We start from the raw sequence: 24,123 nt of genomic DNA, 5'->3' as shown, positions 1-24,123 counted from the left end.
AAGGAGCCCAGCCATGCGCCGCACCGCCCGTGTCCTGTCCGTCGCCGCCCTGGCCGGTGCCGCCCTCGGCACCGCCGCCTCGGCCGTGTCCGCGGACGCCGCCGGGGAGGTCAACCCGCGTAGCGTCGGACCCGGCGGCACCGTCACCGTCTCCGTGGCCTGCGAGGCGACCGGTGGCACCCCGCCCGCGTCCATCGACGCGCACTCCCAAGGCTTCGAGCAGGGCACCGTCCAGCTCCAGCAGGTGCCCGGCAACGACGACCAGGTGACCGGCCCCGCCTACAGCGGCACCGCGAAGATCGCGCCCGCCTGGAGTTTCGAGGGCGACCAGAACGCGACAGACCCCGCCGCCGAATGGTCCGCCGACGGCACGTGTCCCGGGCAGGCCGGAGGCCAGGGCAAGGCCTGGAAGGCGACGTTCACAGTGACCCGCGACGGCAGCGGCAGCGGCACCGGCACCGGCGCCTGCGGCACCGACTCCCACGGCGACTTCCAGAACGGCGACTTCCAGGACGTGTCCTCCTGCCCCACGCACACCTCCGAACCCACCCCCGCACCCGTGCAGCGCGGGGTGGAGGCGGGCCAGGGCGGTGCGTTCACCGACTCGGTGCCCGCGCTGGTCGCCGGCGGCGTGCTGATCGTGGGCGCCGCCGGGGCCGCCGTACACCGGCTGCGCCGCAGGGGGAAGCCGGTGCGCGGCTGACCCGGACCGCCGCCCGCACCGCCCGCAGGGCCAGGCCGAAGCAACCCGAGCGGGCTCCCATGGGTCCCTGTGACCGTGAGTACTCGTAGGCACAGGCGGGCACACGCACCGCACCGGCAACGCGCGGAGGAACGTATGCGGCGGACGGACTCCCAGGGGCACGGCCCCGTCCGCTACGGCCCGCCGCTCCCCGCCGACGGACTCCCCGTACTCTCCGAACTCGCCGCCGTGCTCGCCGCCGCCGCGGCCCACCCCGACGCCCAGCCGACCGGCGGCGGCCCCGCACTCCTCGACGCCGCCTGCGGCTACTGGACCCGGCGCGGACTGCCCGCCGAGCCCGGCCAGGTGGCCGCCGCGCCCGGCGCCCCGGCCCTGCTGCACGCGCTGACCGCCGCGATCGGCGGCGACGTCCTGGTGCCCCGGCCCTGCCCGGCCTGGTGGGCGCCGCAGGTACGGGCATTGGGCAGATCCGTGTTCTACGTGGGCACACCGGCCGACTGCGGAGGCGTGCCGGACCCGTACGCCCTGCTGGAGACCGTACGGAGGGTGCGGGCCGAGGGCGGTGATCCCCGGCTGCTCGTGCTGTCCGTGGCGGACGACCCGACGGCCACCGTGGCGCCGCCCGAACTCCTGCACGAGACCGTCGAGGCCGCCGCCGGGGAGGGGCTGCACCTGGTCAGTGACGAGACCTGGCGCGACACCCTGCACCGGCCGCACGACACCGTGCTGCTCAGCCCGGCCGAGATGCTGCCCGACCAGGTCACCGTCGTTACCGACCTGCGTGGCGCGTCGCTGCCGCCGGGCTGGCCCGCCGCCCTCGCCCGCTTCCCGGCGAACGCTGCCGGAGACGCCCTCCGCGCGCGCGTGCTCGACGTACTCACCGCGCTCGGCGCGCGGATCGCCGAACCGGTCGCCGCCGCGGCCGGCTACGCGCTCGGCGAACCCGAGCCCGTCACCGAACGGCTCACCGCCGCCGTACGCCTGCACGCGCGCGTGGCGACCGCCGCGCACCGCGCGGTCGTCGCCGCGGGCTGTCTGGCCCTGCCACCGAGGTCCGGCCGTCATCTGTACGTCGATCTCGGCCCCCTGCGGACCGCGCTGGGCGCCCACGGCGTCGGCGACGCCCAGGAACTGGAGGAGTACCTCACCGACCGGCTCGGCATGCCCACACCGGGCGGTCACCGGTTCGGGGACGACCTCGCGGCGCTGCGCGTCCGGCTGGCCACGGGCACGCTGCTCGGCGACACGCCGGAGGAACGGACACAGTCGCTCATGTCACCCGACCCACTGGAACTGCCACACGTGCGACGCGCGTTGACCCTGGTGGAATCAACCTTCGACGATCTTTGTGACGACGCTCAGCGACGGGAGCCTCCTCGATGACGCAGCAGTCCGAGTCGACCACGAGCATCAGCGCCGGCGCCGGCATCAGCACGGTCAGGACCACGCCGCCCGAGGCGCTGCAGCCGCTCCATGGGACCCGGGTGTGGCCCCGTTCCTTCGCCGACCGGCTGACCACCCCGCTGCCGGGCCTGAAGGGGATGGCCAGATTCGCCAGAGAGGGCGCGGTACGGCCGACCCCGGAAGGCCTCGCCGACATCCCGCGGCTGCCCTTCGAACCCGTTCCGCTGCCCCGCGTCGACGCGCGCACAATCGCCGTCTCCTGGGCGGGGCACGCCAGTTGGGTGGTCAGGATCGGCGGCCTCACCGTCCTCACCGACCCGGTCTGGTCCCGCCGCATCCTCGGCACACCGGCCCGGATCACCCCCGTGGGCGTCGCCTGGAGCGCGCTGCCGCGCGTCGACGCCGTCGTCATCAGCCACAACCACTACGACCACCTGGACGCCCCGACCCTGCGCCGACTCCCGCGCGGCACCCCGGTGTTCGTGCCGGCCGGGCTCGGCCGCTGGTTCAGGCGCCGCCGGTTCACCCACGTCACCGAGCTGGACTGGTGGGAGGGGGCCGCACTGGACGGCGTCCGCTTCGACTTCGTGCCGGCCCACCACTGGTCCAAGCGCGGCCTCACCGACACCTGCCGCACCCTCTGGGGCGGCTGGGTGCTCACCGACCTGGACGGGCAGCGGGTCTACTTCGCCGGTGACACCGGGTACGGCCACTGGTTCGCCCGCATCGGACAGCGCTACCCGGGCATCGACCTCGCGCTGTTGCCGATCGGGGCGTACGACCCGCGGTGGTGGCTCAGCGACGTCCACTGCGACCCGGAGGAAGCGGTACAGGCCGCCATGGACCTCGGCGCGCGCCGGATGGCGCCCATGCACTGGGCCACCTTCGTCCTGTCGGCCGAACCGGTCCTCGAACCACTGACCCGGGTACGGACCGCCTGGCAGAAGTCCGGCCTGCTCCGCGAGAACCTGTGGGACCTGCCGGTGGGAGGCTCACGAGTACTGGCCTGACACGACGGGTGCGCGCGAAGCGAGCTGATCCCTGCCTTTCGCGTGGACGGGGTGCGCGAATCCCCGGCCGGACGGAAAGGCCGGCGGCGTGCCGACCCCGGCGTGGTGCGCGGGTCGGGCAGAGGGGGCCTGCCCGATGCGAGGGCGAGGCGCTCGGAGTTTCCGGCTGGTGTGCGGGCGGGGTCCAAGCGGGTAGCGCCCGCTGTGCGGGGGAGCGGGGAATCCCTGGCGGGTGCGCGTGCGGGATACCGGGGCCCCTGTTCGAGGTGCGGGCGGGGCATTCGCAACCTCTGTCTGACGTCCGGGTGGGGTACGGGGAGTTGCTGCCTGGTGTGCGGGCGGGGTGCCGGGAATCCCTGCCCGATGCGAGGGCGAGGCGCTCGGAGTTTCCGGCTGGTGTGCGGGCGGGGTCCAAGCGGGTAGCGCCCGCTGTGCGGGGGAGCGGGGAATCCCTGGCGGGTGCGCGTGCGGGGTTCCGGAACCCCTGTTCGAGGTGCGGACGGGGCACTTGCAACGCTTGCCCGATGTGCGGATGGGGCACTTGCAACGCTTGCCCGATGTGCGGATGGGGCACTCGCAGCCCTCGCCCGATGTGCGGGCGGGTTCAGGCTCGGGCCTCTCAGGCCCGGCTTCTCCGCTCGCTCAGGTCGCCCCGCGTACCCCGCGTGCCCGCCGCCACAGGCTGGGTGCCGCGCTGATCGTCAGGGTCAGGGCGACCGCCGCCACCACGCCTTCCCAGGGCTCGTCGAAGAGCGAACCGCCAAGGACGCCGATCAGCTGGTATGTCGCGGCCCACGCGAGGCACGCCGGGATGTCCCCACGGGCGAAGCGGCGTACCGGCCACTTCGCCATCAGACAGGCCAGCATCACCGGGATGCGCCCGGCCGGCACCAGCCGGGACAGCACCAGGACCGTCACCCCGTTCTCGCTCAGCTTCCGCTGGGCCTGCGCGAGGCGGTCCTCGGGCGCCCGTGACCGGATCGCGGCCAGCCAGCGCGACCCGTTCTTCGAGTCCATCCCGCGCCGGCCCAGCCAGTACAGCGCCACATCGCCGAGGAACGCGGCCAGCGAGGCCACCGCGAACACCAGGACCATGGCGAGCGGCGCGGTCTCGTGGAAGGCCACCACGGCCGCCGAACTCACCAGCGCCCCCGTCGGCACCACCGGCACCAACGCACCCACCAGCACCAGCAGGAACAGCGTCGGATAGCCGATCGCCTGCCCAGCCGACCCCTGCCCCGAGGTCGAGGCGGCGGCCAGGACCACGTTCACCGCGCGACCCCCAGGCGCACGCTCTCCCCGTGCTCCAGCCGGTACACGTCGACCGAGGGCGCACGAGCCGCCGCGAGCCGCACGAACTCCTCACCCGGCGCGTGGAACTCATGGGGGCGCACGGCGTCCATCCCGATCGGCCAGTACGTGCCGTAGTGCACCGGCACCGCGCTGCGCGGCGCCAACCGGGCCAGCGCCTCGGCCGCCCGCTCCGCGTTCAGATGCCCCTCCCCGAGATACGGCCCCCAGCCGCCCACCGGCAGCAGCGCCGCGTCGACCGGGCCGACCTCCTCGGCCATCGACGCGAACAGGCCGGTGTCCCCGGCGAAATACGTCCGCGCCTCGCCCTCGATCACATAGCCGAGCGCGGGCGCCCGCTGCGGTCCGACGTTCAGCCGCCGCCCGTCGTGCCGCGCGGACACGGCCCGTACGACCAGGTCACCGACTTCCACGCGGTCTCCGGGGGACACCTCCGTCACCCGGAGATGGGCCAGCCGGCGCGACAGGCCCGGCACCGCCTTCGGCGCGCCCCGGGGCACGATCAGGCGCGCGCCCGGCGCGAGGCGCGCGAGGGAGGGCACATGGAGGTGATCGGAGTGCAGATGGGAGACGAGCGCCAGGTCCGCGCGCCATGCGCCGGGCGGGGGCAACTCGCCCCGGCGACGGCGCAGATGGGCGAGCCGGCGCACGAACAGGGGATCGGTGAGCACGCGTACGCCCGAGTCCTCGACCGTACAGGTGGCGTGACCCCACCACGTGATCTCCACCGGCACCCCTTTGCCTCCTTCGCGCGACTCCCCGAAGCCTACGGGCAGGAGTAGGGTCGGCGGGAAACCCGGGGCAAGTGGGGAAACCCTGAGGTGAGCGGGGAAGCCCGGAGCTGAGGGGGACGCCATGGGACACGCGCACGCCGCCGTCGGTCTGCCCGGCCCGGTACCGCGGGTGACCGCGATCGCCAGCCTGACACCGCTGGAGGAACTGGACGAGGAGCCCTTCCTCGTCGACTCCCGCAGCCAGCACGCGATGTGCGCCCGCTGGGCCGCCGAACACGGCTACGTCGTCACCAGGGAACTGCTCGTACGGAGTCTGCGGCCCGACCACTCCGCCCTCTGGGACGGCGTCGAGCCCGGCCTCGACCTTTTCGTGGCGCCCAGTCAGCGGGTCCTGGAGCACGCGCTGACCTCGGTCGACGAGTTCACCGCCGAGTGCGCGCGACGCGGGGTGCGGGTGGAGACGGTGGGCCGCGCGGAACCCTCGTACGACGCCCAGATGAAGGCCCGGGTGCACCGCCGCCTGTCGATGCCGACCGCCGGGTACGACGGCCGCTGAACCCGCGCCGAGCCGGACCGCCGGGCTCCGCTCCCTCGTTGTGACAGGGTGTGCACAGGCCCCGCCGTGGGGACGGGCCGGGACGTGAGGTGTGCGGGACGTGGGTGCGGGGCGTTGGCGGCGGATCGCCAGCCAGATCGGGCGGAGCGTCGCGGTGTGGGCCGTGTCGACGCTCACGATGCTGGTGCTCGCCGGCATCCTGCCGGACTTCCGGATCCGCACCGGTGACGGCGACAGTGCCACCCGGATCGCGGTCACCGCGGCCATCGGCGCCGGCGCCTTCGGTCTGCTGTCGGCCCTGGTCTGGCCGCTGCTGGTCCGGCTGCTGCTGCTCGTGCCCGCCCTCGTGCTCGGCCTCTTGGTCTTCTTCCTCAACGGCGGTCTGCTGCTCGTCGCGCTGCGGCTGACCCCGGCCGACCGCCCCGAGGCGGCCCCGGAGACGGCGGTGGTGGTCGCCGCCGTGATGTCGGCCGTGGCCTCGGCGACTGGCGCGGCACTGGCCGTACGGGACGACGACGCCTACCGAAGACGGCTCTACCGCCTCGCCGACCGACGCGGCCTCGCGCGGCCGTTCGAGGGCCCTACGACGCCGGGCGTGGTGTTCCTGCAACTCGACGGCGTCGGCCACGACGTCCTGGTGCGGGCCGCGGAGAAGGGGCTGATGCCGACCGTCGCGGGCTGGCTGGACGCCACCCACCGGCTCACCCCCTGGCGCACCGACTGGTCCAGCCAGACCGGCGCCAGCCAGCTCGGCATCCTGCACGGCACCAACCACGACATCCCGGCCTTCCGCTGGTACGAGAAGGACACCGGCGAGGTCATGGTCTGCAACCGGCCCACCAGCGCCGCCGAACTCCAGCGCCGGGCCGTCGAACGCACCGGCGACGGCGGACTGCTCACCGTCGACGGGGCCAGCCGGGGCAACCTCTTCGGCGGCGGCGCCGACGAACAGGCCCTCGTGCTGTCCGTCGCGGGCCGGCGCGGCCGGGAGAACCGTTCCCGCGCGGGCTACTTCGCCTACTTCTCCGACCCCGCCAACGCCGTCCGCACCGCCCTGTCCTTCTTCGCCGAGGTCGGCCGCGAGATCGGCCAGTCGACCATGGCCCGGATACGCAAACGGCGCCCGAGGATCGCACGCGGCGGCCTCTACCCCTTCATCCGCGCCTTCGCGACCGTCATCGAACGGGACGTGGTCGTCGCCGCCGTGATGGGCGACATGCTCGCCGGGCGCACCGCCGTCTACGCCGACCTGGTCGCCTACGACGAGGTCGCCCACCACTCCGGACCGCACAGCCGCGACGCCGAGAAGGTCCTCCAACGCCTCGACCGCGCCACCGAGTTGATCGCGGAAGTCGCCCAGCACGCGCCCCGCCCGTACCGGATCGTCCTCCTCTCCGACCACGGGCAGAGCCCCGGCGAGACCTTCCGGGGCCGGTACGGGCTCGGCCTCGGTGACCTGGTCCGGGCCGGCTGCGGACTGCCCGTGCCACGCAGGGCGCGACGCACCCACAGTGGGGCCGAGGCGCGCGCCGCCGTGCGCGCCGCGCTGCGCCGGCCCGTCGAGGAGAACGGCGGGCGCCACGTGCCCACCGGCCACCGCTCCGAACCGCTGGTGCTCGCCTCCGGCAACCTCGGGCTCATCTCCTTCCCGGACGTGCACCACCGCATGACCAGGGAGGAGATCGACGCCCGCCATCCCGCGCTGCTCACCACCCTCGCCAACCATCCCGGCGTCGGCTTCGTCCTCGTCGCCAGCGAGGAGCACGGCGGGGTGGTGCTGGGCGCGCACGGCGTGGAGATCCCGGTGGACGCGCTGGACGAACCAGGCGCACCGGACGGCGAACACGGCACCCCGCTGGCCGACTTCGGTCCCGGCGCGGCGAGCGCGGTGCGTCGTACACACTCCTTCCCGCACACCGCCGACATCATGGTCAACTCCTGGTACGACCCGGCCGAGGGCGAGGTGCTCGCCTTCGAGGAGCAGATCGGCTCGCACGGCGGCCTCGGCGGGGCGCAGGGCAAGCCGTTCCTGCTGGCGCCCTTCGCACTGTCGGAGGCGGTCGAGGAGGGGGCGGAACTGGTCGGCGCGGAGCACCTCCACCGCGTACTGCGGCGCTGGCTGCGCGAGTGCAACGGGCCGCAGGTGCCCCTGGAGGTCTCCGGGGACCACCAGGTCGCCTGAGCGCGGGCCGCCGGAAAATCGGCTGCGCTCCTCCGTCTCCGTACCCACACTGTTCGTACCGGACCTCGCGCCTTCGCGCGCTCCGTTCCTCCACGAACCCCAGGAGTTGCCGCGTGCAGGCAGCCGTCACCGTCACCCCCGCCCGGATTCCGGAGCTGCTGCTCGGTCTCGCGACCGTGCGGCCCGTGTTCCTCTGGGGCGCCCCCGGCATCGGAAAGTCCTCCCTGGTAAGGGAGTTCGCCGAGTCCTTGGGGCTGGTGGGGGTCCCCCCGCGCCCTTAAGGCAGTGGGGGAGCGTGAGTCTGCTCGGTACGCAGCCGGCGCCGGAGGACCTGATCGGCGTACCGCAGATCCGTGACGGACGGTCCGTGTTCTGTCCGCCGGAGGCCATCGCCCGGGACGAGCCGTACTGCCTGTTCCTGGACGAGCTGAACGCGGCCACGCCGGACGTCCAGAAGGCGTTCTACTCGCTGATCCTGGACCGCCGCATCGGCAACTACGAGCTGCCGAAGGGCTCGATCGTGATCGGCGCCGGCAACCGAGCCACGGACAACGCCCTCGCCCGGCCGATCGCCTCCGCCCTCATCAACCGCCTCGCCCACGTCCATCTGGAGGCCTCGCCGAAGGACTGGCTGGTCTGGGCCGCGAACAACGACATCCACCCGTGGGTCGTGGACCACCTCGCCGACCGGCCCGACCACCTGTGGTCCAAGCCGCCGAAGACCGAGGAGCCCTTCTCCACGCCCCGCTCCTGGCACATGCTCTCCGACGCCCTGCACTCGTTCGGGCCCGCGCTCGACGAGGAGACCCTGAAGGTGATCGCGCACGGCGCGCTGACGCCGACGCACGCCACCGCGTTCTGCGGGTACGTCAAGATCGTGCGCAGCCGGTTCGGCATCGACGCGATCATCAAGGGCGACGCACGCTGGCCCCACCGCGTCGAGGACCGTGACCTGCTCTACTACCTCGCCGAGTCGTTCCGCGGGCGGCTCGTCAAGGAACTCCCCGCCAGCAAGGGGCACATGTCGCCCAACGGCCGGGAGGCCGCCTACCGGGCCAAGTCGCTGCTCGTGCAGCTCGCCGAGATCTCCGTGGAGGTCACCCAGAGCGTCATCGCCTCCGACGCCGACGGCAACCCCCTGCTGCCCGCCTGGTTCCTGGTGGAGGCGGCGCGGGACATGCCCCGGCTGGTGGAGGCGCGGCGGTGAGCCGGGCGCGCAAGCAGGCGCAGCGGAAGAAGGACCTCGCGAGGGAGGCGTACGAGGCCGGGCTGGCCCTCGTGCGCGCCAACCCGGCGCTCGGCTCGATGGAGTTCTACACCTGCCGGAGCGAAGACTGCGCCCTCTCGCCGGTCGACGGTCTGGTGCGCACGGACTCCGACGGGTTGCTGCACGTCCACCCCACCCGGCGGGCCGAACCGGCCGAGTGGGCGTGGGCCGTCGCGCACGGCCTCATCCACCTCGGCTTCGGACATGTTCCGGCGGCGAAGGGCGAGCGCGTCCAGCCCGATCGCTACGACATCGCCGCCCGCTGCGTCGTCGTCAACCGTTTCCTGCTCGGCTTCCCGGTCGGCACGGCCCCCGAACTCCTGTCGCCCGCCTACCCGGACGGCGACGAGGAGCAGATCGCCGCCCGCTGGCGCCGCGCGGGCTCGGTACCGGCCGTCTTCGAGCGCTGCGGCTTCCGGCGGGCGCTCGTCTGCCGTTCACCGCCCGTGGGCCGGTCTTTCGCGTGCAGTGAGCCGGAAGTGAGCCGGAGTGTGATCGGATGGGGGATACGGAACCCCGGCACCGGGACCACACGCGAAAGGAAGAACCGTGGCTACCACGCGCTCTGCACACACCGTCTGGGAAGGCAACCTGCTGGAGGGCAGCGGCGTTGTCACCTTCGACTCCTCCGGCGCCATCGCCGAGCAGCCCGTGACGTGGGCCTCGCGCGCCCAGGACGCGAACGGCAAGACCAGCCCCGAGGAGCTGATCGCCGCCGCCCACTCCAGCTGCTTCTCCATGGCGTTCTCACACGCCCTGGCCGGCGCCGGCACCCCGGCCACCAAGCTCCTGACCTCGGCCGACGTCGTGTTCCAACCGGGTGAGGGCATCACCGGCATCCACCTCACCGTGGAGGGCACCGTGCCCGGCCTCGACGAGGAAGCCTTCGTCGCCGCCGCCGAGGACGCCAAGGAGAACTGTCCGGTCAGCAAGGCCCTGACCGGCACGACGATCACCCTGTCGGCGAAGCTCGCCTGACGTTCGCCGCACCGGCCCTGCCGCGCCCCTCGATCCGAGGTGCGCGGCATCGTCGTTTCCGGGGTATCTCCAAGGAGGAGCCTCGGCGTCAGCTGCGAGGTGCTCGTCGGTGAGGTCGCCAAGCGGCAGGCCGTGACGAACGTGGAGCACACGGCCCGTTCCGTCAAGCGCCATATGGGCGACGGGACGCTGGCGGTTCTCCGGGCAGGGATCCGTGGACGGCACCCGCTACCGAGCCCAGGAGCTCTCCGCGCGCGTACTGCAGAAACTGAAGCGGGACCCGGCGGCGTATCTCGGCGAGGACGTCTCGGACGCGGTGATCACCGTACCCGCGTACTTCGACGACTCCCAGCGGCAGGCCACCAAGGAGGCCGTCGCCGAGGTGAAGGCGCTCCTGTCCGAGGAGACCGGCATCGCCGTGCTGCGGGCGGGGTGTAGGTGGGTCGCGGGGTGCGGGTGCGTTGTGGTTGCTCGCGCAGTTCCCCGCGCCCCTGAAAGACGCGCAGTTCCCCGCGCCCCTGAAAGACGCGCAGTTTCCCGCGCCCCTGGAATCGGGGCGCGGGGCGCCCCTTCTTTCAGGGCTTGGTTGCTACTCCCGCGTACACCGGCACTATGCCCTCCGCCTGGGCTGCCACGTCCTCCGGTTCCGGGCGCCAGCCGTAGACGGGGATGATGCCGGGGCCCAGCAGTTCGAGGCCGTCGAAGAAGCGGTGGAACTCGGCGAGCGGGCGCGGGAAGAAGGGGGTGCCGCTGCGCCGGAAGTGCTCGGCCGCCTTCGCGATGGCCTCGGGGCTGAGGTCCGGGGTGACCTGCGAGAGGACCAGGTAGCTGCCCGGGGCGAGCACGTCGACGTACGTCTTCAGCAGGCCGTGCACATCGTCGCCGTCGGTCTCGTCGCCCAGGTAGTGGGTCAGCGCGACCAGGGACAGCGCGACGGGCCGGGTGAAGTCCAGGGACTCGCCGGCCAGGCGCAGGATCGTCTCCGGGTCGCGGGCGTCGGCGTGGACGTACTCGGTCGTTCCCTCGGCCGTACCGTGCAGCAGGGCCTGGGCGTGGCGCAGGACGATCGGGTCGTTGTCCGCGTACACCACCTTGGCGTCGGGGGCGACGCTCTGGGCGATCTGGTGCAGGTTCGGCTCGGTGGGGATGCCCGTACCGATGTCCAGGAACTGACGGATCCCGGCCTCGGCGGCGGTCCGTGTCGCCCGCTGCATGAACCGGCGGTTGGCGCGCGCGCCACGCAGTACCGTGCCGTCCACGGCGAGGATCCGGCGGGCCAGCTCCTCGTCCACGGGGTAGTTGTCCTTGCCGCCGAGCCACCAGTCGTAGACCCGGGCGGGGTGGGGTCTGCTGGTGTCCACGCGGGTGGGCGCGCCCTCGGGTGCGGTCATGCGGTGTCGCTCCTCAAGTTCCGTGCTCCGTCGAGAAGTTGTCCAAGTCCCGTGGTCGGCACCGTTGTTCAGTAGCTGTCGCGGTACTCGGCGATGATCTCCTTGGTGCGCTGGGCCGACGCGGCACCCGCCGTCATGTGGTCCAGGACCTCCAGGTGCGCGGCGACCTCCCGGCGGGAGTCCAGATACAGCGCACCGGTCAGGTACTCCGTGTAGACCATGTCGGGCAGTTCCGGCTCGGCGAAGCGGAACAGCTCGAAGGGCGCGGACGTGCCCGGATGCGGGCCGTCCATGAACTCGGCGACCTGGATGGTCACATGGCCGCTCTCCGACACGTCGAGGAGCCGGTCCAGCTGGTCGCGCATGACCTGGCCGTCGATGCTCACGGGCCGGCGCAGCACGGTCTCGTCGATGATCACCCAGAGGTGGGGCGGGTGTTCGCGGGTCAGCAACTTCTGCCGGGCCATGCGCAGCGACACATGCCGCTCCACCGCCTCGGGACCCGTGTGCCCGATCGTCCCGGCCTCCATGACGGCACGCGCGTACTCCGGTGTCTGCAACAGACCGGGCACGAAGTGCGGTTCGTAGGACCGGATCAGCCGGGCGGCGCCCTCCAGGCTCACATGCATACTGAACCAGTCCGGCAGGACGTCGGAGAACCGCTGCCACCAGCCGGGCGCGTTCGCCTCCTCGGCCAGGTCCACGAACATGGCCACTTCGTCCTCGGGGACGCCGTACGCCGTCAACAGCACATGGACGTAGGGGATTTTGAGGGAGACCTCGGCCATCTCCATCCGTCGTACGGTCGCCGGAGCCACCCGCAGGACCCGCGCGGCCTCTTCCCGTTTCAGCCCGGCGGCCTCGCGCAGCTCCTGGAGCCGTCGCCCGAGCACCACTTGGCCCACGGTGGGCGCAGCCCGCCGCTCACTCACGCCACGCCTCCCCTACGCACCGAAGTATCGCGAGCAGTGTGTCACGTTCCGCTGTCGCTCTGACAGGTTCGGGCCACAGGGATTGCCAGGGCGGCGGGCGCCCCCGGGGTTCCGGTACCGCATCGTCCTCATTGGTCGGCATATGCCAAATGGTCGCTCGGCACCCTCCTGACCTGGGCCGGAACGCCCGGCCTGTGGCACGCTGGGAGTGCACCCCACCTCAGGGAAGGAGCGTGGTCATGTCCGTCGAACCGCTGTCGCAGAAGGAGATCGAGGACCGGCTGGCGGAGCTGCCGGGCTGGTCGCTCGACGGGGACAGGATCGCCCGTTCCTACCGCCTCGGCTCGCACTTCGCCGCGACGGCGCTGGTCATCCACATCGCCCAGGTCCAGGAGGAACTGGACCACCACTCCGACCTCACCCTCGGCTACAACACCGTGTCACTCACCGTGAACACCCACAGTGTGGGCGGCGCCGTCACGGAGCTCGACTTCGAGCTGGCGCGCAGAGTCGAGGCCCTCGCGCCGGGCCACGGGGCGAGCTGACCGGGCCGAGGGATCGCGATCGTGCTGGACTACAACCAGGAGGCGGAGCGTTACGACGCCTCACGCGGCGGCGAGCCCAGGGCGGCGGCTGCCGCGGAGGCCGTGCTGAGCCTCGTGCCGGAAGAGGCGCGCAGCCTGCTCGACGTGGGGTGCGGTACCGGCATCGTCACCCGGCGGCTCGCGGCGGGGCGGGCCGGTATACGGGTGGCGGGCGTCGATCTGACCGACGCGATGGCCAGGCGGGCCGCCGCTCGGCTCCCTGGTGCCGTCGTACTCGCCGACAGTCGTCAACTTCCCTTTAACGACAGCACGTTGGATGCGGTGACCAGTGTGTGGCTGCTGCATCTCGCCGGGCGGGACGAGAACGTCCGGACCATTGTCGGGGAGTGCGCGCGGGTGCTGCGGCCGGGCGGGTTCTATGTCACCACCGTCGACAAGGGCGCCTCGCACAATGTGGGCAGTGACATCGACGCCGTTCTCGCCTCGCGCCCGTGGCGCCCGGCACAGGACGCCGCAGCCGTCGTCGAGGCGCATGCCGTCGGGCACGGGCTGGAGCCGGCCGGGGAAGCGCGCTTTCGGGGGCGTGGTCAGGGGCGCAGTCCCCGGCAGGCCGTCGCGGACCTGCGGCGCGGATGGTTCATGGCGTTACCGCCGGGAAGCCCGCTGGCCGACGGTTTCGCCGCCCGCCTGGCGGAGTTGCCGGACCAGGACCGGCCCCGCCCGGACCCGGTGTTCACGCTGCGGGCGTTCCAAAAGCCGCGGTTCTCCTGAGGGCGGCGAGGGAACTCGCCTCAGAACGTGCGGACTTGGGGCAGCCTGAGCGGCAACTCTCCTGAGCGCGGCGGCGACTGGGAAGTGCAACCCGTCCGCCCCGCAGGAGGTTGGTACCGTGCAGCACCCGCAGCCGTATGCCCAGTCTCATCCCCCCACCCGCATCCCCACCCGCACCGGACGCCGGACTCTGCTGTCCGCGGTGAGTGCCGGAGTCCTCGCCGCCGCCGGGCTGGTGTCGCTCTCCGCGACACCGGCCGAGGCCGCCACCGCCCGGCAGGTCGAGGCGCTCGACCGGGGTGTCGTCAGTGTGCACACCGACAGCGGAAACCTGGTCAGCTGGCGCTGGCTCGGCACCGACCCGAACGACGTGTCCTTCAACGTCTACCGGGCGGGTACGAAGGTCAACTCGACGCCGATCACCGGCTCCACGAACTACTTCCACTCAGGTGCGGCGGCCCAGGCCGACTACACGGTCCGGGCGATCGTCGGTGGGGTGGAACAGGCCGACTCCGTCCACGCGATCCAGTTCCGCACCGGATACAAGGACGTTCCGATCACCCCGCCCGCCGGCGGCACGACCCCTGACGGTGTCGCCTACACCTACGAGGCGAACGACGCCTCGGTCGGCGACCTGGACGGGGACGGCGCCCTCGACTTCGTACTGAAGTGGCAGCCCACCAACGCCAAGGACAACTCCCAGTCGGGATACACCGGCAACACGATCGTCGACGGGATCAAGCTGGACGGCACGCGGCTGTGGCGGATCGACCTGGGCCGCAACATCCGCTCGGGCGCGCACTACACACAGTTCCAGGTGTACGACTACGACGGCGACCGCAAGGCCGAGGTCGCCATGAAGACGGCGGACGCGACGGTCGACGGGACCGGCGCCGGCATCGGCAACTCATCGGCGGACTACCGCAATTCGAGCGGATACGTGCTCTCCGGGCCCGAATACCTGACCATGTTCAACGGGCAGACCGGTAAGGCGATGGGCACCGTCGACTACGTCCCGGCGCGCGGCACCGTCTCCTCGTGGGGCGACTCCTACGGCAACCGGGTCGACCGGTTTCTCGCCGGCACCGCCTATCTGGACGGCGCCCGGCCCTCCCTGATCATGGCGCGCGGCTACTACACGCGTACGGTGCTCGCGGCCTGGGACTGGCGGAACGGGGCGTTCACGCGTCGCTGGACCTTCGATTCCAGCTCCTCGACTAACAGTGGCAAGGGATTCGACGGTCAGGGCTCGCACAGCCTGTCCGTGGGGGACGTCGACGGCGACGGCAAGGACGAGATCGTCTACGGGGCGATGGCCGTCGACGACAACGGCAACGGGCTGTGGACGACGAAGACGGGGCACGGCGACGCCCAGCACCTGGGCGATCTGGACCCGGCGCACCCGGGCCTGGAGTACTTCAAGGTGTCCGAGGGCACCTCCCAGCCGGCCGAGCTGTACATCAACCCGTCCAATGGCACGGTCAACTGGAAGCTCGCCGCCTGCTGCGACAACGGCCGGGGAGTCGCCGGGGACATCTGGGCGGGCAACGACGGAGCGGAGGTGTGGTCGGCGTCGGACACCTCGATCCGTGACGAGGGCGGCGCCACCAAGGGCCGCGAGCCGTCCTCCGTCAACTTCCTGTCCTGGTGGGACGGCGATCCGCTCCGTGAACTCCTCGACGGCACGCACATCGACAAGTACGGCACGTCCTCGGACACCCGTCTGCTGACCGGCGCGTCCGTCCACTCCAACAACAGCACGAAGGCCACCCCGGCACTCTCCGGGGACCTTTTCGGCGACTGGCGCGAGGAGGTCGTCTGGGCGACGAGCGACAACACGGCCCTGCGTATCTACTCGACGCCGATCGAGACGACGACGAAGATCACCACCCTTCTCCACGACACGATGTACCGCGCAGGCATCGCCTGGCAGAACACGGCGTACAACCAGCCCCCGCACCCCAGCTTCTTCATCGGCAACGGCATGCCGACGCCGCCGAGGCCGACGGTGTACACACCGTAGGGGACGGCGCGGGAACGGCGGCCGGGCCCTTCGGCACGGCCGCCGTTGCGTGTCCCGGCCCTCTCGGTCGCTCGGTCAGCTGAATCCGCCGCTGAAGTCGCTGTTGAGCTGGGCGGAGCAGATGTTGTAACCGCCCTTGGCCCGGCCCTTCTTGGTCTCGCCGTTGATGGTGACGGAGCACTGGACGTCTCCGCCACCCATGAGTTGTGCGGAGACCTGGTAGTAGAGGGAGTCCTCGTCGACGGTCAGTGTCTTCGTCATGGGCAGCCGGCTGCCCTCCAGATTGGTGCCGTCGCTGCCGTACGTGATGTCGACACCGCTCGGAGCCGAGCCCCAGACCTTGAAGACGGCCTTCCCCTCGGGGGCAGCGGGAGCTTCCTCCTTCTTGGGTGCCGTCTCGGCCTCGGCCGTCTCCGTGACGGTCACCGTGGGAGCGGGTTCCGCCACGCTCTCGGCGGTCGCGTCGACGGTCTTCGTGACGGTGGGAGCCGGGTCGGCGCTCGTCTTCTCGGTGCCCCCGTCCCCAGCGGACCCGATGACGATGCCGACGACCAGGATGAGCGCGGCCACGGGGACAAGGACGCGCTTACGGGTCCAGCCGGGGGTGGGCGTCGATGGTGGCGGCACCGGGTACGGGGGCTGCTGGTACGGGGATTGCGGTGGCGGCGGTGGAGGCTGCTGGAACGACATGGTTTCCCCCATGACTGGTTCGTGGAGGGATGACCGTATCGGGTGTTGTGAAGAAAATGTCAGGGGTGTGAAGGGGATTGTTGGTGGGCGTGTGCTCCGTCGAGCGCACGCCCACCGGAGTGGTTCAGGCGACCGTGCAGGACTGGTCGCCCAGCTTGAACGCGGTCGGTTTTCCGTTCGTGCCCGGGGAGTTGCCCGTGAAGCCGAAGCTCACCGACGAGCCCGCCGCCACGTTGGCGTTCCAGTTCACGTTCTTCGCCGTGACCGTCTTACCCGACTGGGTGTACTCGGCGTTCCAGAGCTGGGAGACGGTCTGGCCGTTCGGGAAGGACCAGCCGAGTGACCAGCCGTTCCAGGCGGTGGTGCCGGTGTTGGCGAGTTTCACGTCCGCCTGGAAGCCGCCCGACCACTCGCTGGTCACCTTGTACGTGACCGTGCAGGCTCCCGTGGGTGTCGGCGGCGTCGTCGGGTCCGTGCCGCCTCCGCCGCCCCCGCTGGTGTCCGATGAATCGCCGTAGATGACACCCCGGCCGTTCGTCGACACGTACACGCGCCCGTACACCCTCGGGTCACCGGTGATCGCGTCACCGGTCCAACCCCACTGGTGGGCGTCGTCGTTGATACGCGTCCAGGTCGCACCCTTGTCCGTGGAGCGGAAGATGCCGCGTACGCCGCCGATCTTCGCGCTCGTGTAGAGCGTCTGGTACGACGCTCCCGTCGCCGCCTTGCCGAAGCCGATCGTGTCGGCCTGGTCGACGTTCGCCAGCTTGGTGAACGTCGTACCGCCGTCCGTCGAGTGCCACAGGCCGTACGCACCGTCCGACGCGCCGCCCGCCAGCCAGATGTCACCCTTCGTGCCCGGCAGCGCCTTGAAGCGCACGACGTCGCCGGCCGGAAGACCGGTGGCCGTCGACGCGGTGAAGGTCGCGCCGCCGTCCGAACTCACGTAGAACTTGCCCGACTTGAAGCCGTAGAACGTCTTCGGATCGACCCGGTCCGACTCGACGATCGCACCCGCCGGGATACCCGAGGACGCCGACCACGACGTACCGAAGCCCGTCGCGTACTGCACTCCCGTGCCCGCCGGGCTCCACACGAACCGGCTGCCGTCCGACGCCGACGCGATCGTGCCGCCGCCCGAGACCCCGGAAGGGTCGGTCCCCGCGAACCAGTTGGCGCCGTTGTCCGTCGAGAACGCGACATGCGGGCCAGAGTCCAGGTTGCCCACGCGGGCCACGATCCCCGGGTTGCTCTCCGCGTAGTCCAGGCTCGTGGTAGTGGTGAAGTTCGGTGAAGTGAACATCATCGAGGGGACCTTGGTGAGATCCGTGTGCCGGAAACCGCCGATGTCACCCAGGGCGCTGAGCAGCACCGCACCGCCCGACGGGGGAGCGGCCAGATCGAGGACCGCCGTCTCCTCCAGGCCCTGGACCATCGGCTTGATGCTGAACTGGCCGCCGCTGTCCCAGTTGGTGAGGTTCTCGGTGCCGTAGACCGTCGCGCCCGTTCCGTACATCATGCGGTTCGAGTTGAACGGATCGATCTCCAGCGACTCCGTCATCCACCCCAGTTTCGGGCTCTGTTCGGGCGGCGAAGGATTCGCGCCGAAGGTCAGCCACGGCGAGGACGAGACATCCATCGTGAAGCGGTTCGCGCGATTGGGGTACGAGGTGTAGTCCCAGGCCTTCGTCCAGGTGCCGCCGCTGTCCGTGGAGCGGAAGAGCTGAGTGTCCGGCCACCACGAGCTGTACGCCGTCGCCATCACGGTGCCCGGCTTCTGCCGGTCGATCGTCAGCCCGCTGAACCCGTAGAAGGTGTCCGCCTCCGCGACCGGGCTGATGTTCGTCCAGGTGCCGGTGGCCGTCGCGTACCGCCACAACTGGCCCTTGCCGCCGTCGTACGGGCCGCCCTTGTCGCTGTACGGCAGGTACAGATAGCCGTTCTTCGCGTCCAGGACGCCCTTGTGGGCCAGATAACCGGTGGGCTGCCCGGCCAGCCGCGACCAGGTCGCGCCCGCGTCCGTCGAGCGGTACACCGCGTTGTCCTTGTCGGCGACCCCGACATAGATCGTGCGGGTCGCGTTGCCCGCCGTACCTGTCGACTCGTCGAAGGTGACCCAGACGATGCCCTGGTTGTCGCTGGCGTACCCGCTGGTGTCGGTCGGATCCTGCGCGTAGTTCCCGACGTTGGGGAAGTTCGCCACCTGCGCCCAGGTCGCCCCCGAGTCCGTCGACCGCCACAGCCCCTTGCCGCTGGGCGCGCCCAGGTACAGCACGCTGTTCTTGTTCGGATCGACGGCGAGACGCTCGCCCATACCGCGGCCGGGCATGTTGCCGCCCAACTTGAAGGGCAGGTCGGCTCGTTGCCAGCTCGCGCCCCGGTCACCCGACCTCAGCACGGCACCGTTGGTGGGGTCCCAGCTGTTCGTGTACGTGCCGACAGCCGCGTACACCTTGTTCGGGTCCACGGAGTCGGAGGCGAGGCTGACCACTCCGGTGTGGCCCCAGCGGTCCCAGCCGACCGAGTCCGTCAGCGGGGTCCACGTCTTCGTCGACTCCTGCCAGCGGTAGGCGCCGCCGATGTCGGTACGGGCGTACGCGAGGTTCTTCTCGGTGCGGTTGAAGACGATGCCGGGGACGAAGCCGCCGCCGTCGATCCGGGCGTTCTTCCACGTGTACGTGTCGGCGGCGAGCGTCACCTCCGCGGCGCTCGGGGCTGCCAGGGCGAGGGGGCTGCCCGCCAACAGGCCTGCGGTCAGGGCCAGTACGGCCGTGAGGATACGGGTTCTTCGCATGGTGGGGGTCCTGTCGACAAGAGGTCTCTTGGGTGGTGAGGGGGCGTGGGGGGAGGGAGCAGGACACGTCACCGGGCGGCCCCCAGTGCGGGAAGGGGCCGCCCGGCGCGGTACGCGGAGCTCAGGTCCGGTCGGACCGGGCGGGGGCTATTCGAGTAGCTCCGCGTACGAACCCATGGCGAGGGCTATGTCCGCCTGGGCCCAGAACCGGTGATACGTGAACGAGGGCGCGGCGCCACCGGCCAGATACGCCTCGATCTTCGACCAGTTGGGGTCGTTCTTGTAGAAGGAGCGGAGCGAGGCGAACGTCGACGACGAGTTGATCGCGTCGCCGTTCGGCATCTTCCCCGTCCAGCCCGACGGAACGTAGACACTGTCGTTGAAGCGGCTGTAGTCCGTGCGGGTCTCCGGGACGGCGATGCCCAGGGTGTCCTGGTAGTTGGACCACATGCCGTCGAGGAGCGCCTTCGCCGTCGTCGCCGCCTCGGTGTCACCGGAGCGGTCGGCGTAGTACGTCAGCGTCTTGGCGTACGCCGCCGCCACGCCCACGTCGTTGGTGTAGTCGGCGACGGTGACGTGAAGTCCCGCGTTGGCGCCCGGAGTTGTGGCGTTCCAGGTGTCGGGGGAGCCCGACCACTGGAGCGTCGCCGGGATGCGGTACGTGCCGTCCGGGTTGATGGTCGTCTTGGACAGCGCCCAGTCGACCCACTTGTCCAGGACGCTCTTCGCCGCGGCGTTGCCCGTCTGCTGGTAGTACTCGGCGACCCGCTCCATGGACCACGCCTGGAAGCCGAACCACTGGTTCGACGGCGGGTCGTGGTACACCGGAGCTTCGTCGTAGTACATGCCGTAGAAGGTCGGCGTACCGGCCGGCGGGGTCGCGTAGCGGCCCGCCCAGCTGTTGGTCGCACCGCCCGCGATGGCGCCCTCGTTGGACTGGAGCCAGCGGTAGAACTCGATCTGCCGACCCAGCGACTTCGACCAGTCCGCCTGTCCTGTCGCCGACTTGGGCTTCAGATCGGCGGACGAGCTGAGCGCGTAGGCGGCCAGGGGGTTCTGGTAGCCGCCGTGCATGTGGCTGGAGCCGATGCGCCAGGCCCAGCCCGCCGAGGTGTCGGTGGCGCCGCCCCACGCGTAGTACCAGGACAGCAGGTAGCTGGAAGCGTCCTTGCCGGTGCCGGCAGCGCAGGTCGTCGGGCCGACACAGTTACCGATCTTCTTGAAGTACTTGTCGTACATGGCGTAGCGCAGATAGTCGCCCATCTTGGCCGCCTTGCCGACGGTCGTCGAGACGTCGGCGCCCTTGCCCTGCTGCTTCGCCCAGACGTCCGCCCAGTACGCGGCCTGCACGGCGCGCGCGTCGGCGTCCGGGGCGTCGGTGAACTTCCACTGCTTGGCGTACGACGCGTCGCCGGTGAACAGGTCCAGGTACCCGTTCGTGCCGCCGTACTTGAAGGTGTCGCAGGTCGGCTGCGGAACGGTCTCCCACACCGATTCCTGCGGTCCACGCTGGAAGGTGTTGATGTAGGAGGGGCCGGTGTCCGTCGGGCCCGCCTCGCACTTGCCGGGCGAGTTGCCGTAGCCGTACACGTTGTCGACGTCCTGGAGCCAGTGCATACCGTAGACGTCATCCGTGCCGTACGCGCTCTTCAGCTCGGCCGCGATCGGGTCGGTACCGACCGAGACGCCGGTGTCCAGCTTGGCCGGGTACTGGCTCGGCAGGTCCTGCTCGGGGGCGTATGTAGCCGGCTTCGAGGCGTTGTAGAAGGAGTTGGTCGGCTGGTCGGCGTGGGTGGGGATCATGTACTTCTCCATGATCGACCAGGCGCCGTTGAACTTGCTCCAGTCGCCCGTCACCTTGCCGTACATGGCCTGCAGCCACAGGAGGTAGCTGTAGGCCTCCGACGTCGTCTCGTGGCCCTGGTCCGGCGCCTCGACGATCAGCGTCTCGACCGAGTGGTAGGGAATGCCCTCGGGGGAGAAGTAGCCGCTCGCCGGGTTGGTGATCTTGCCGTAGAGGTCCAGGAACCGGGCGTCGTACACCTTCGACGCCGCCAGCTCGGTGACGGTGACCGTCGCCTTGGCATAACCCGTGGCCGTCGAGTCGAAGGCCGCCGATCCGGTGCCCGTGGCGTTGGCGGTGATCGTCACCTTCTGCGCCGTGTTCCAGTTCGCCGGCGTGAAGGTGAGCGAGGCGCCGCCCGTCACCGACAGTCCCGTGTTGCCGCTCGCGCGAGCGGTCGCCACGGTCACGTTGGCACTCGGCTGCGTCGACAACTTGACGTCGTACGTCCCCGTCTTGCCCTGCTGGACGCCGAGTTGGGTCGGTACGGCGACCACGGCGGGACCCGAGGCGACCGTGATGCCGACCGGTGTGGACGGCGCGGACGCGCCCAGGCTGTCGTACGCCTTCGCCAGCAGCGAATGACTTCCGACGGCCAGCCCGGTGGCCGAGTACGTGTACGGCGCGGTGGTGTCCGTGCCGAGCAGCGTGGTGTCGTCGTAGAACTCGACCTTGGTGATCGTCGCGCTGTCCGCTGCGGCCGCCGTGGCCGCCATCGGCACCGCGTCACCCTGCGAGTAGACCGCGCCCGCGGCCGGGCTGGTCAGCACCGACACCGGCGGCTGGTGGGCGCCGGCGCAGGTCGTCCCGTTGATCGCGAACGAGGCCGGCGCCGCGTTGGCGCCGCTGTACGTGAACTGTCCACCGGTGCTGACCGCCGCGCCGGCGGCGATCGTCGCGTTGTACGTCGCGCTCTGCACGGTGACCGTCTGGCCGGACTGGGACCAGGTGCCGTTCCAGCCGTTGCTGAGCTTCTGGTTGCCCGCGTAGGCGTACGTCAGTGTCCAGCCGTTGATGACGTCCGTACCGCGGTTGGTGATAGTGAGATCCGCGGTGAAGCCGGAGCCCCAGTCATTCGTCTTGTAGTCGACGCTGCACTGAACTGCCGCCGCCTGGGCGGGAGTCGTGCCGGTCGCGAGCATGGTCAGAGGGAGGGTGAGGGCCGCCACTGCAGCGGTCCAGAACCGCCGCACGACGCGGCGTCTGTCTCGGGGGTGCATGGTGCTGGTTCCTCCAAGCGGGCTGGGAGGTGCTCGTGGAGATGTGGGGAGGAGCAACAAGCCTTGAACCAGTGGGAGCGCTCCCATATTGAAGACAGGCGTGTCAAGGGTCAAGGTGTTTGAAGACTCGAATTGATTCGACGGCGACATCTGATGGAAACACGTCAACCCCTCTGTCCTTTGCCGTCACTTGGCGCTAACTTCGTTGACACCAGTGGGAGCGATTCCGTCAGTCGACGCGTCCGCAACGACGCGCCCGATCTGCAAGGAGTCGCTCATGCGACACCCTCCGCGTTCAGGTCTTTTAGTTGCGCTCGGCGCTGCCGTCGCCCTTGTGGGCACCGCGGTCGCGCCGGTCTTCACAGCGTCGGGAGCCACTCCCGCGTGCACGGTGGAGTACTCGGTCACCAGTACGTGGGACGCCGGCTTCCAGGGCTCCGTCAGGATCACCAACAACCAGGCGGCGCTCAGCAGTTGGAGTCTCACCTTCGACTTCGGCGCAGGTCAGAAGCTCAGCCAGGGCTGGAACGCCAAGTGGTCCCAGTCCAGCACCACCGTCACCGCGGCCAACGAGAGCTACAACGGCTCGCTGGGCACGGGCGCGAGCGTCAGCGCCGGGTTCATCGCCTCGCGGTCCGGGAGCAATCCCGTGCCGGCGTCGTTCAAGCTCAACGGGACCACCTGCAACGCGGATTCGGAGCCTACCCCGACCCCGACTCCATCACCCACCGTTCCTCCGGCTCCCGAGGCCGGGGCACCCGCCCTGCACGTGTCCGGCAACAAACTCGTCGACTCCGGCGGCGCCACTCGGCGACTGCTCGGCGTCAACCGCTCCGGCGGCGAGTTCGCCTGCGTCCAGGGCACCGGCATCTGGGACGGACCGGTCGACAACGCCTCGGTCAAGGCGATCGCCGACTGGAAAGTGAACACCGTACGCATCCCGCTGAACGAGGAGTGCTGGCTCGGCCTGTCCAACATCAAACCCGAGTACGCGGGGGCCAACTACATCGCCGCCGTCAAGGACCTGGTGGCGAAGGTGAAGGCGAACGGCATGACGCCGATCGTCGAGCTGCACTGGACCTGGGGGCAGTACACGGGCAACTCGGCCGGCTGCTCCGACGTACACGCCAGCTGCCAGAAACCCATGCCCGACATGCAGTACTCGCCCGCCTTCTGGACCTCGGTCGCGAACACCTTCAAGGGTGACCAGACCGTCGTGTTCGACCTGTTCAACGAGCCCTACCCGGACCGCGCCACCTCCACGGCGGCCCAGGCCTGGACCTGTTGGCGGGACGGCGGCACCTGCCCCGGCATCAGCTACGAGGTCGCCGGTATGCAGGATCTGATCGACGCGGTCCGGGGCACCGGTGCCAAGAACGTGATCCTCGCCGGCGGGCTCGCCTACTCGAACGACCTCAGCCAGTGGCTGACGTACAAGCCGACCGACCCGGCGGGCGATCTCGCCGCCGCCTGGCACATCTACAACTTCAACTCGTGCTCCAGCGAAAGCTGTTGGAACTCGACCCTCGCGCCGGTCGCCGCCCAGGTCCCACTGGTGGCGGGTGAGATCGGCGAGAACACCTGCGCGCACTCCTTCGTCGACCGGGTCATGAAGTGGTTCGACGACCGCTCCCTGTCCTACCTCGGCTGGACCTGGAACACCTGGAACTGCGCCACCGGCCCGTCCCTGATCTCCGGTTACGACGGCACACCCACAGCCTTCGGAATCGGTCTGCGCGACCATCTGCGCGCCATCGGTTAGTGCACCA

General features: G+C 70.6%; 17 protein-coding genes and 3 pseudogenes. 13 read left to right on the top strand and 7 right to left on the bottom strand.

Annotated elements, in window-relative coordinates:
* The first annotated feature begins 13 nt into the window (after positions 1-13).
* The 3 genes from QA861_RS07120 to QA861_RS07110 all read left to right on the top strand — a co-directional run bounded on the left by QA861_RS07120 (position 14) and on the right by QA861_RS07110 (position 3,117).
* Positions 14-703, top strand: coding sequence for a hypothetical protein (locus tag QA861_RS07120; RefSeq protein ID WP_334587357.1), 690 nt, complete (start codon positions 14-16; stop codon positions 701-703).
* 135 nt (positions 704-838) lie between these two features.
* Positions 839-2,086 (top strand): aminotransferase class I/II-fold pyridoxal phosphate-dependent enzyme, encoded by a 1,248-nt coding sequence (locus QA861_RS07115; protein WP_334587356.1) that lies wholly within the window; start codon positions 839-841, stop codon positions 2,084-2,086.
* Positions 2,083-3,117, top strand: a complete 1,035-nt coding sequence (locus tag QA861_RS07110) for an MBL fold metallo-hydrolase (RefSeq protein WP_334587355.1) — start codon at positions 2,083-2,085, stop codon at positions 3,115-3,117. The genes QA861_RS07115 and QA861_RS07110 overlap by 4 nt, the downstream gene beginning before the upstream one ends.
* A 642-nt stretch (positions 3,118-3,759) precedes the next feature.
* Here the strand turns inward: QA861_RS07110 and QA861_RS07105 are convergent.
* Together QA861_RS07105 and QA861_RS07100 are read right to left on the bottom strand one after the other, a co-directional pair.
* Complete coding sequence (locus QA861_RS07105) at positions 3,760-4,389, bottom strand: DedA family protein (protein WP_443041455.1); 630 nt, start codon at positions 4,387-4,389, stop codon at positions 3,760-3,762.
* A complete protein-coding gene (locus tag QA861_RS07100; protein ID WP_334587354.1) occupies positions 4,386-5,162 on the bottom strand; it encodes an MBL fold metallo-hydrolase in 777 nt (258 codons plus the stop codon). Before QA861_RS07100 ends, QA861_RS07105 begins: the two co-directional genes overlap by 4 nt.
* Before the next feature lie 121 nt (positions 5,163-5,283).
* Here QA861_RS07100 and QA861_RS07095 point away from each other — a divergent pair, with 121 nt between their 5' ends.
* From QA861_RS07095 to QA861_RS07070, 6 genes and pseudogenes are all read left to right on the top strand, one after another.
* The gene (locus tag QA861_RS07095) at positions 5,284-5,718 is read left to right on the top strand and encodes a hypothetical protein (protein ID WP_334587353.1); all 435 of its coding nucleotides are present in this window, start codon (positions 5,284-5,286) and stop codon (positions 5,716-5,718) included.
* A gap of 91 nt (positions 5,719-5,809) precedes the next feature.
* Entirely contained in the window at positions 5,810-7,900 is a 2,091-nt protein-coding gene (locus QA861_RS07090) for an alkaline phosphatase family protein (protein ID WP_334587352.1), read from the top strand.
* Positions 7,901-8,013: 113 nt separating this feature from the next.
* Positions 8,014-9,107: pseudogene (locus QA861_RS07085) on the top strand (ATP-binding protein).
* Positions 9,104-9,580: pseudogene (locus QA861_RS07080) on the top strand (DUF2201 family putative metallopeptidase); the annotation flags it as partial. The pseudogenes QA861_RS07085 and QA861_RS07080, both read left to right, overlap by 4 nt.
* A gap of 136 nt (positions 9,581-9,716) precedes the next feature.
* Positions 9,717-10,145, top strand: coding sequence for an OsmC family protein (locus tag QA861_RS07075; RefSeq protein WP_334587351.1), 429 nt, complete (start codon positions 9,717-9,719; stop codon positions 10,143-10,145).
* A 96-nt stretch (positions 10,146-10,241) separates the two neighbouring features.
* Positions 10,242-10,566: pseudogene (locus tag QA861_RS07070) on the top strand (Hsp70 family protein); the annotation flags it as partial.
* A 154-nt stretch (positions 10,567-10,720) separates the two neighbouring features.
* Here the strand turns inward: QA861_RS07070 and QA861_RS07065 are convergent.
* Complete coding sequence (locus QA861_RS07065; RefSeq protein WP_334587350.1) at positions 10,721-11,536, bottom strand: SAM-dependent methyltransferase; 816 nt, start codon at positions 11,534-11,536, stop codon at positions 10,721-10,723.
* A 68-nt stretch (positions 11,537-11,604) separates the two neighbouring features.
* Positions 11,605-12,468, bottom strand: a complete 864-nt coding sequence (locus QA861_RS07060; protein ID WP_334587348.1) for a Sco1979 family transcriptional regulator — start codon at positions 12,466-12,468, stop codon at positions 11,605-11,607.
* Positions 12,469-12,707: 239 nt separating this feature from the next.
* Between QA861_RS07060 and QA861_RS07055 the strand changes: the two genes are divergently transcribed.
* The 3 genes from QA861_RS07055 (at position 12,708) to QA861_RS07045 (ending at position 15,807) form a co-directional block, all read left to right on the top strand.
* On the top strand, positions 12,708-13,013 hold the full coding sequence (locus QA861_RS07055) for a 4a-hydroxytetrahydrobiopterin dehydratase (RefSeq protein ID WP_334587347.1): 306 nt from the start codon (positions 12,708-12,710) through the stop codon (positions 13,011-13,013).
* Between the two features lie 21 nt (positions 13,014-13,034).
* On the top strand, positions 13,035-13,784 hold the full coding sequence (locus QA861_RS07050) for a class I SAM-dependent methyltransferase (RefSeq protein ID WP_334587346.1): 750 nt from the start codon (positions 13,035-13,037) through the stop codon (positions 13,782-13,784).
* A 118-nt stretch (positions 13,785-13,902) separates the two neighbouring features.
* Positions 13,903-15,807 (top strand): rhamnogalacturonan lyase, encoded by a 1,905-nt coding sequence (locus QA861_RS07045; protein WP_443041454.1) that lies wholly within the window; start codon positions 13,903-13,905, stop codon positions 15,805-15,807.
* A 75-nt stretch (positions 15,808-15,882) separates the two neighbouring features.
* On the opposite strand, the gene QA861_RS07040 is transcribed toward QA861_RS07045, so the two are convergent.
* The 3 genes from QA861_RS07040 to QA861_RS07030 form a co-directional block, all read right to left on the bottom strand.
* Entirely contained in the window at positions 15,883-16,509 is a 627-nt protein-coding gene (locus tag QA861_RS07040) for a hypothetical protein (protein WP_334587345.1), read from the bottom strand.
* A 112-nt stretch (positions 16,510-16,621) separates the two neighbouring features.
* On the bottom strand, positions 16,622-19,291 hold the full coding sequence (locus QA861_RS07035; RefSeq protein ID WP_334587344.1) for a cellulose binding domain-containing protein: 2,670 nt from the start codon (positions 19,289-19,291) through the stop codon (positions 16,622-16,624).
* 147 nt (positions 19,292-19,438) lie between these two features.
* Positions 19,439-22,354: a glycoside hydrolase family 48 protein gene (locus tag QA861_RS07030; RefSeq protein ID WP_334587343.1), complete on the bottom strand. Its 2,916-nt coding sequence runs from the start codon at positions 22,352-22,354 to the stop codon at positions 19,439-19,441.
* A gap of 277 nt (positions 22,355-22,631) precedes the next feature.
* Between QA861_RS07030 and QA861_RS07025 the strand changes: the two genes are divergently transcribed.
* Positions 22,632-24,116: a cellulase family glycosylhydrolase gene (locus tag QA861_RS07025; RefSeq protein ID WP_334587342.1), complete on the top strand. Its 1,485-nt coding sequence runs from the start codon at positions 22,632-22,634 to the stop codon at positions 24,114-24,116.
* Positions 24,117-24,123 lie beyond the last annotated feature (7 nt).

This window comes from Streptomyces sp. B21-083 (assembly GCF_036898825.1).
Lineage (GTDB): Bacteria > Actinomycetota > Actinomycetes > Streptomycetales > Streptomycetaceae > Streptomyces.
This window is presented reverse-complemented; position numbering and strand designations above follow the sequence as displayed.

Bases quoted from the DNA above. Each gene is read 5' to 3' on its own strand.
- QA861_RS07120 (WP_334587357.1), top strand. From the start codon at position 14: ATGCGCCGCACCGCCCGTGTCCTGTCCGTCGCCGCCCTGGCCGGTGCC.
- QA861_RS07115 (WP_334587356.1), top strand. From the start codon at position 839: ATGCGGCGGACGGACTCCCAGGGGCACGGCCCCGTCCGCTACGGCCCG.
- QA861_RS07110 (WP_334587355.1), top strand. From the start codon at position 2,083: ATGACGCAGCAGTCCGAGTCGACCACGAGCATCAGCGCCGGCGCCGGC.
- QA861_RS07095 (WP_334587353.1), top strand. From the start codon at position 5,284: ATGGGACACGCGCACGCCGCCGTCGGTCTGCCCGGCCCGGTACCGCGG.
- QA861_RS07065 (WP_334587350.1), bottom strand. From the start codon at position 11,536: ATGACCGCACCCGAGGGCGCGCCCACCCGCGTGGACACCAGCAGACCC.
- QA861_RS07055 (WP_334587347.1), top strand. From the start codon at position 12,708: ATGTCCGTCGAACCGCTGTCGCAGAAGGAGATCGAGGACCGGCTGGCG.
- QA861_RS07040 (WP_334587345.1), bottom strand. From the start codon at position 16,509: ATGGGGGAAACCATGTCGTTCCAGCAGCCTCCACCGCCGCCACCGCAA.
- QA861_RS07035 (WP_334587344.1), bottom strand. From the start codon at position 19,291: ATGCGAAGAACCCGTATCCTCACGGCCGTACTGGCCCTGACCGCAGGC.
- QA861_RS07030 (WP_334587343.1), bottom strand. From the start codon at position 22,354: ATGCACCCCCGAGACAGACGCCGCGTCGTGCGGCGGTTCTGGACCGCT.
- QA861_RS07025 (WP_334587342.1), top strand. From the start codon at position 22,632: ATGCGACACCCTCCGCGTTCAGGTCTTTTAGTTGCGCTCGGCGCTGCC.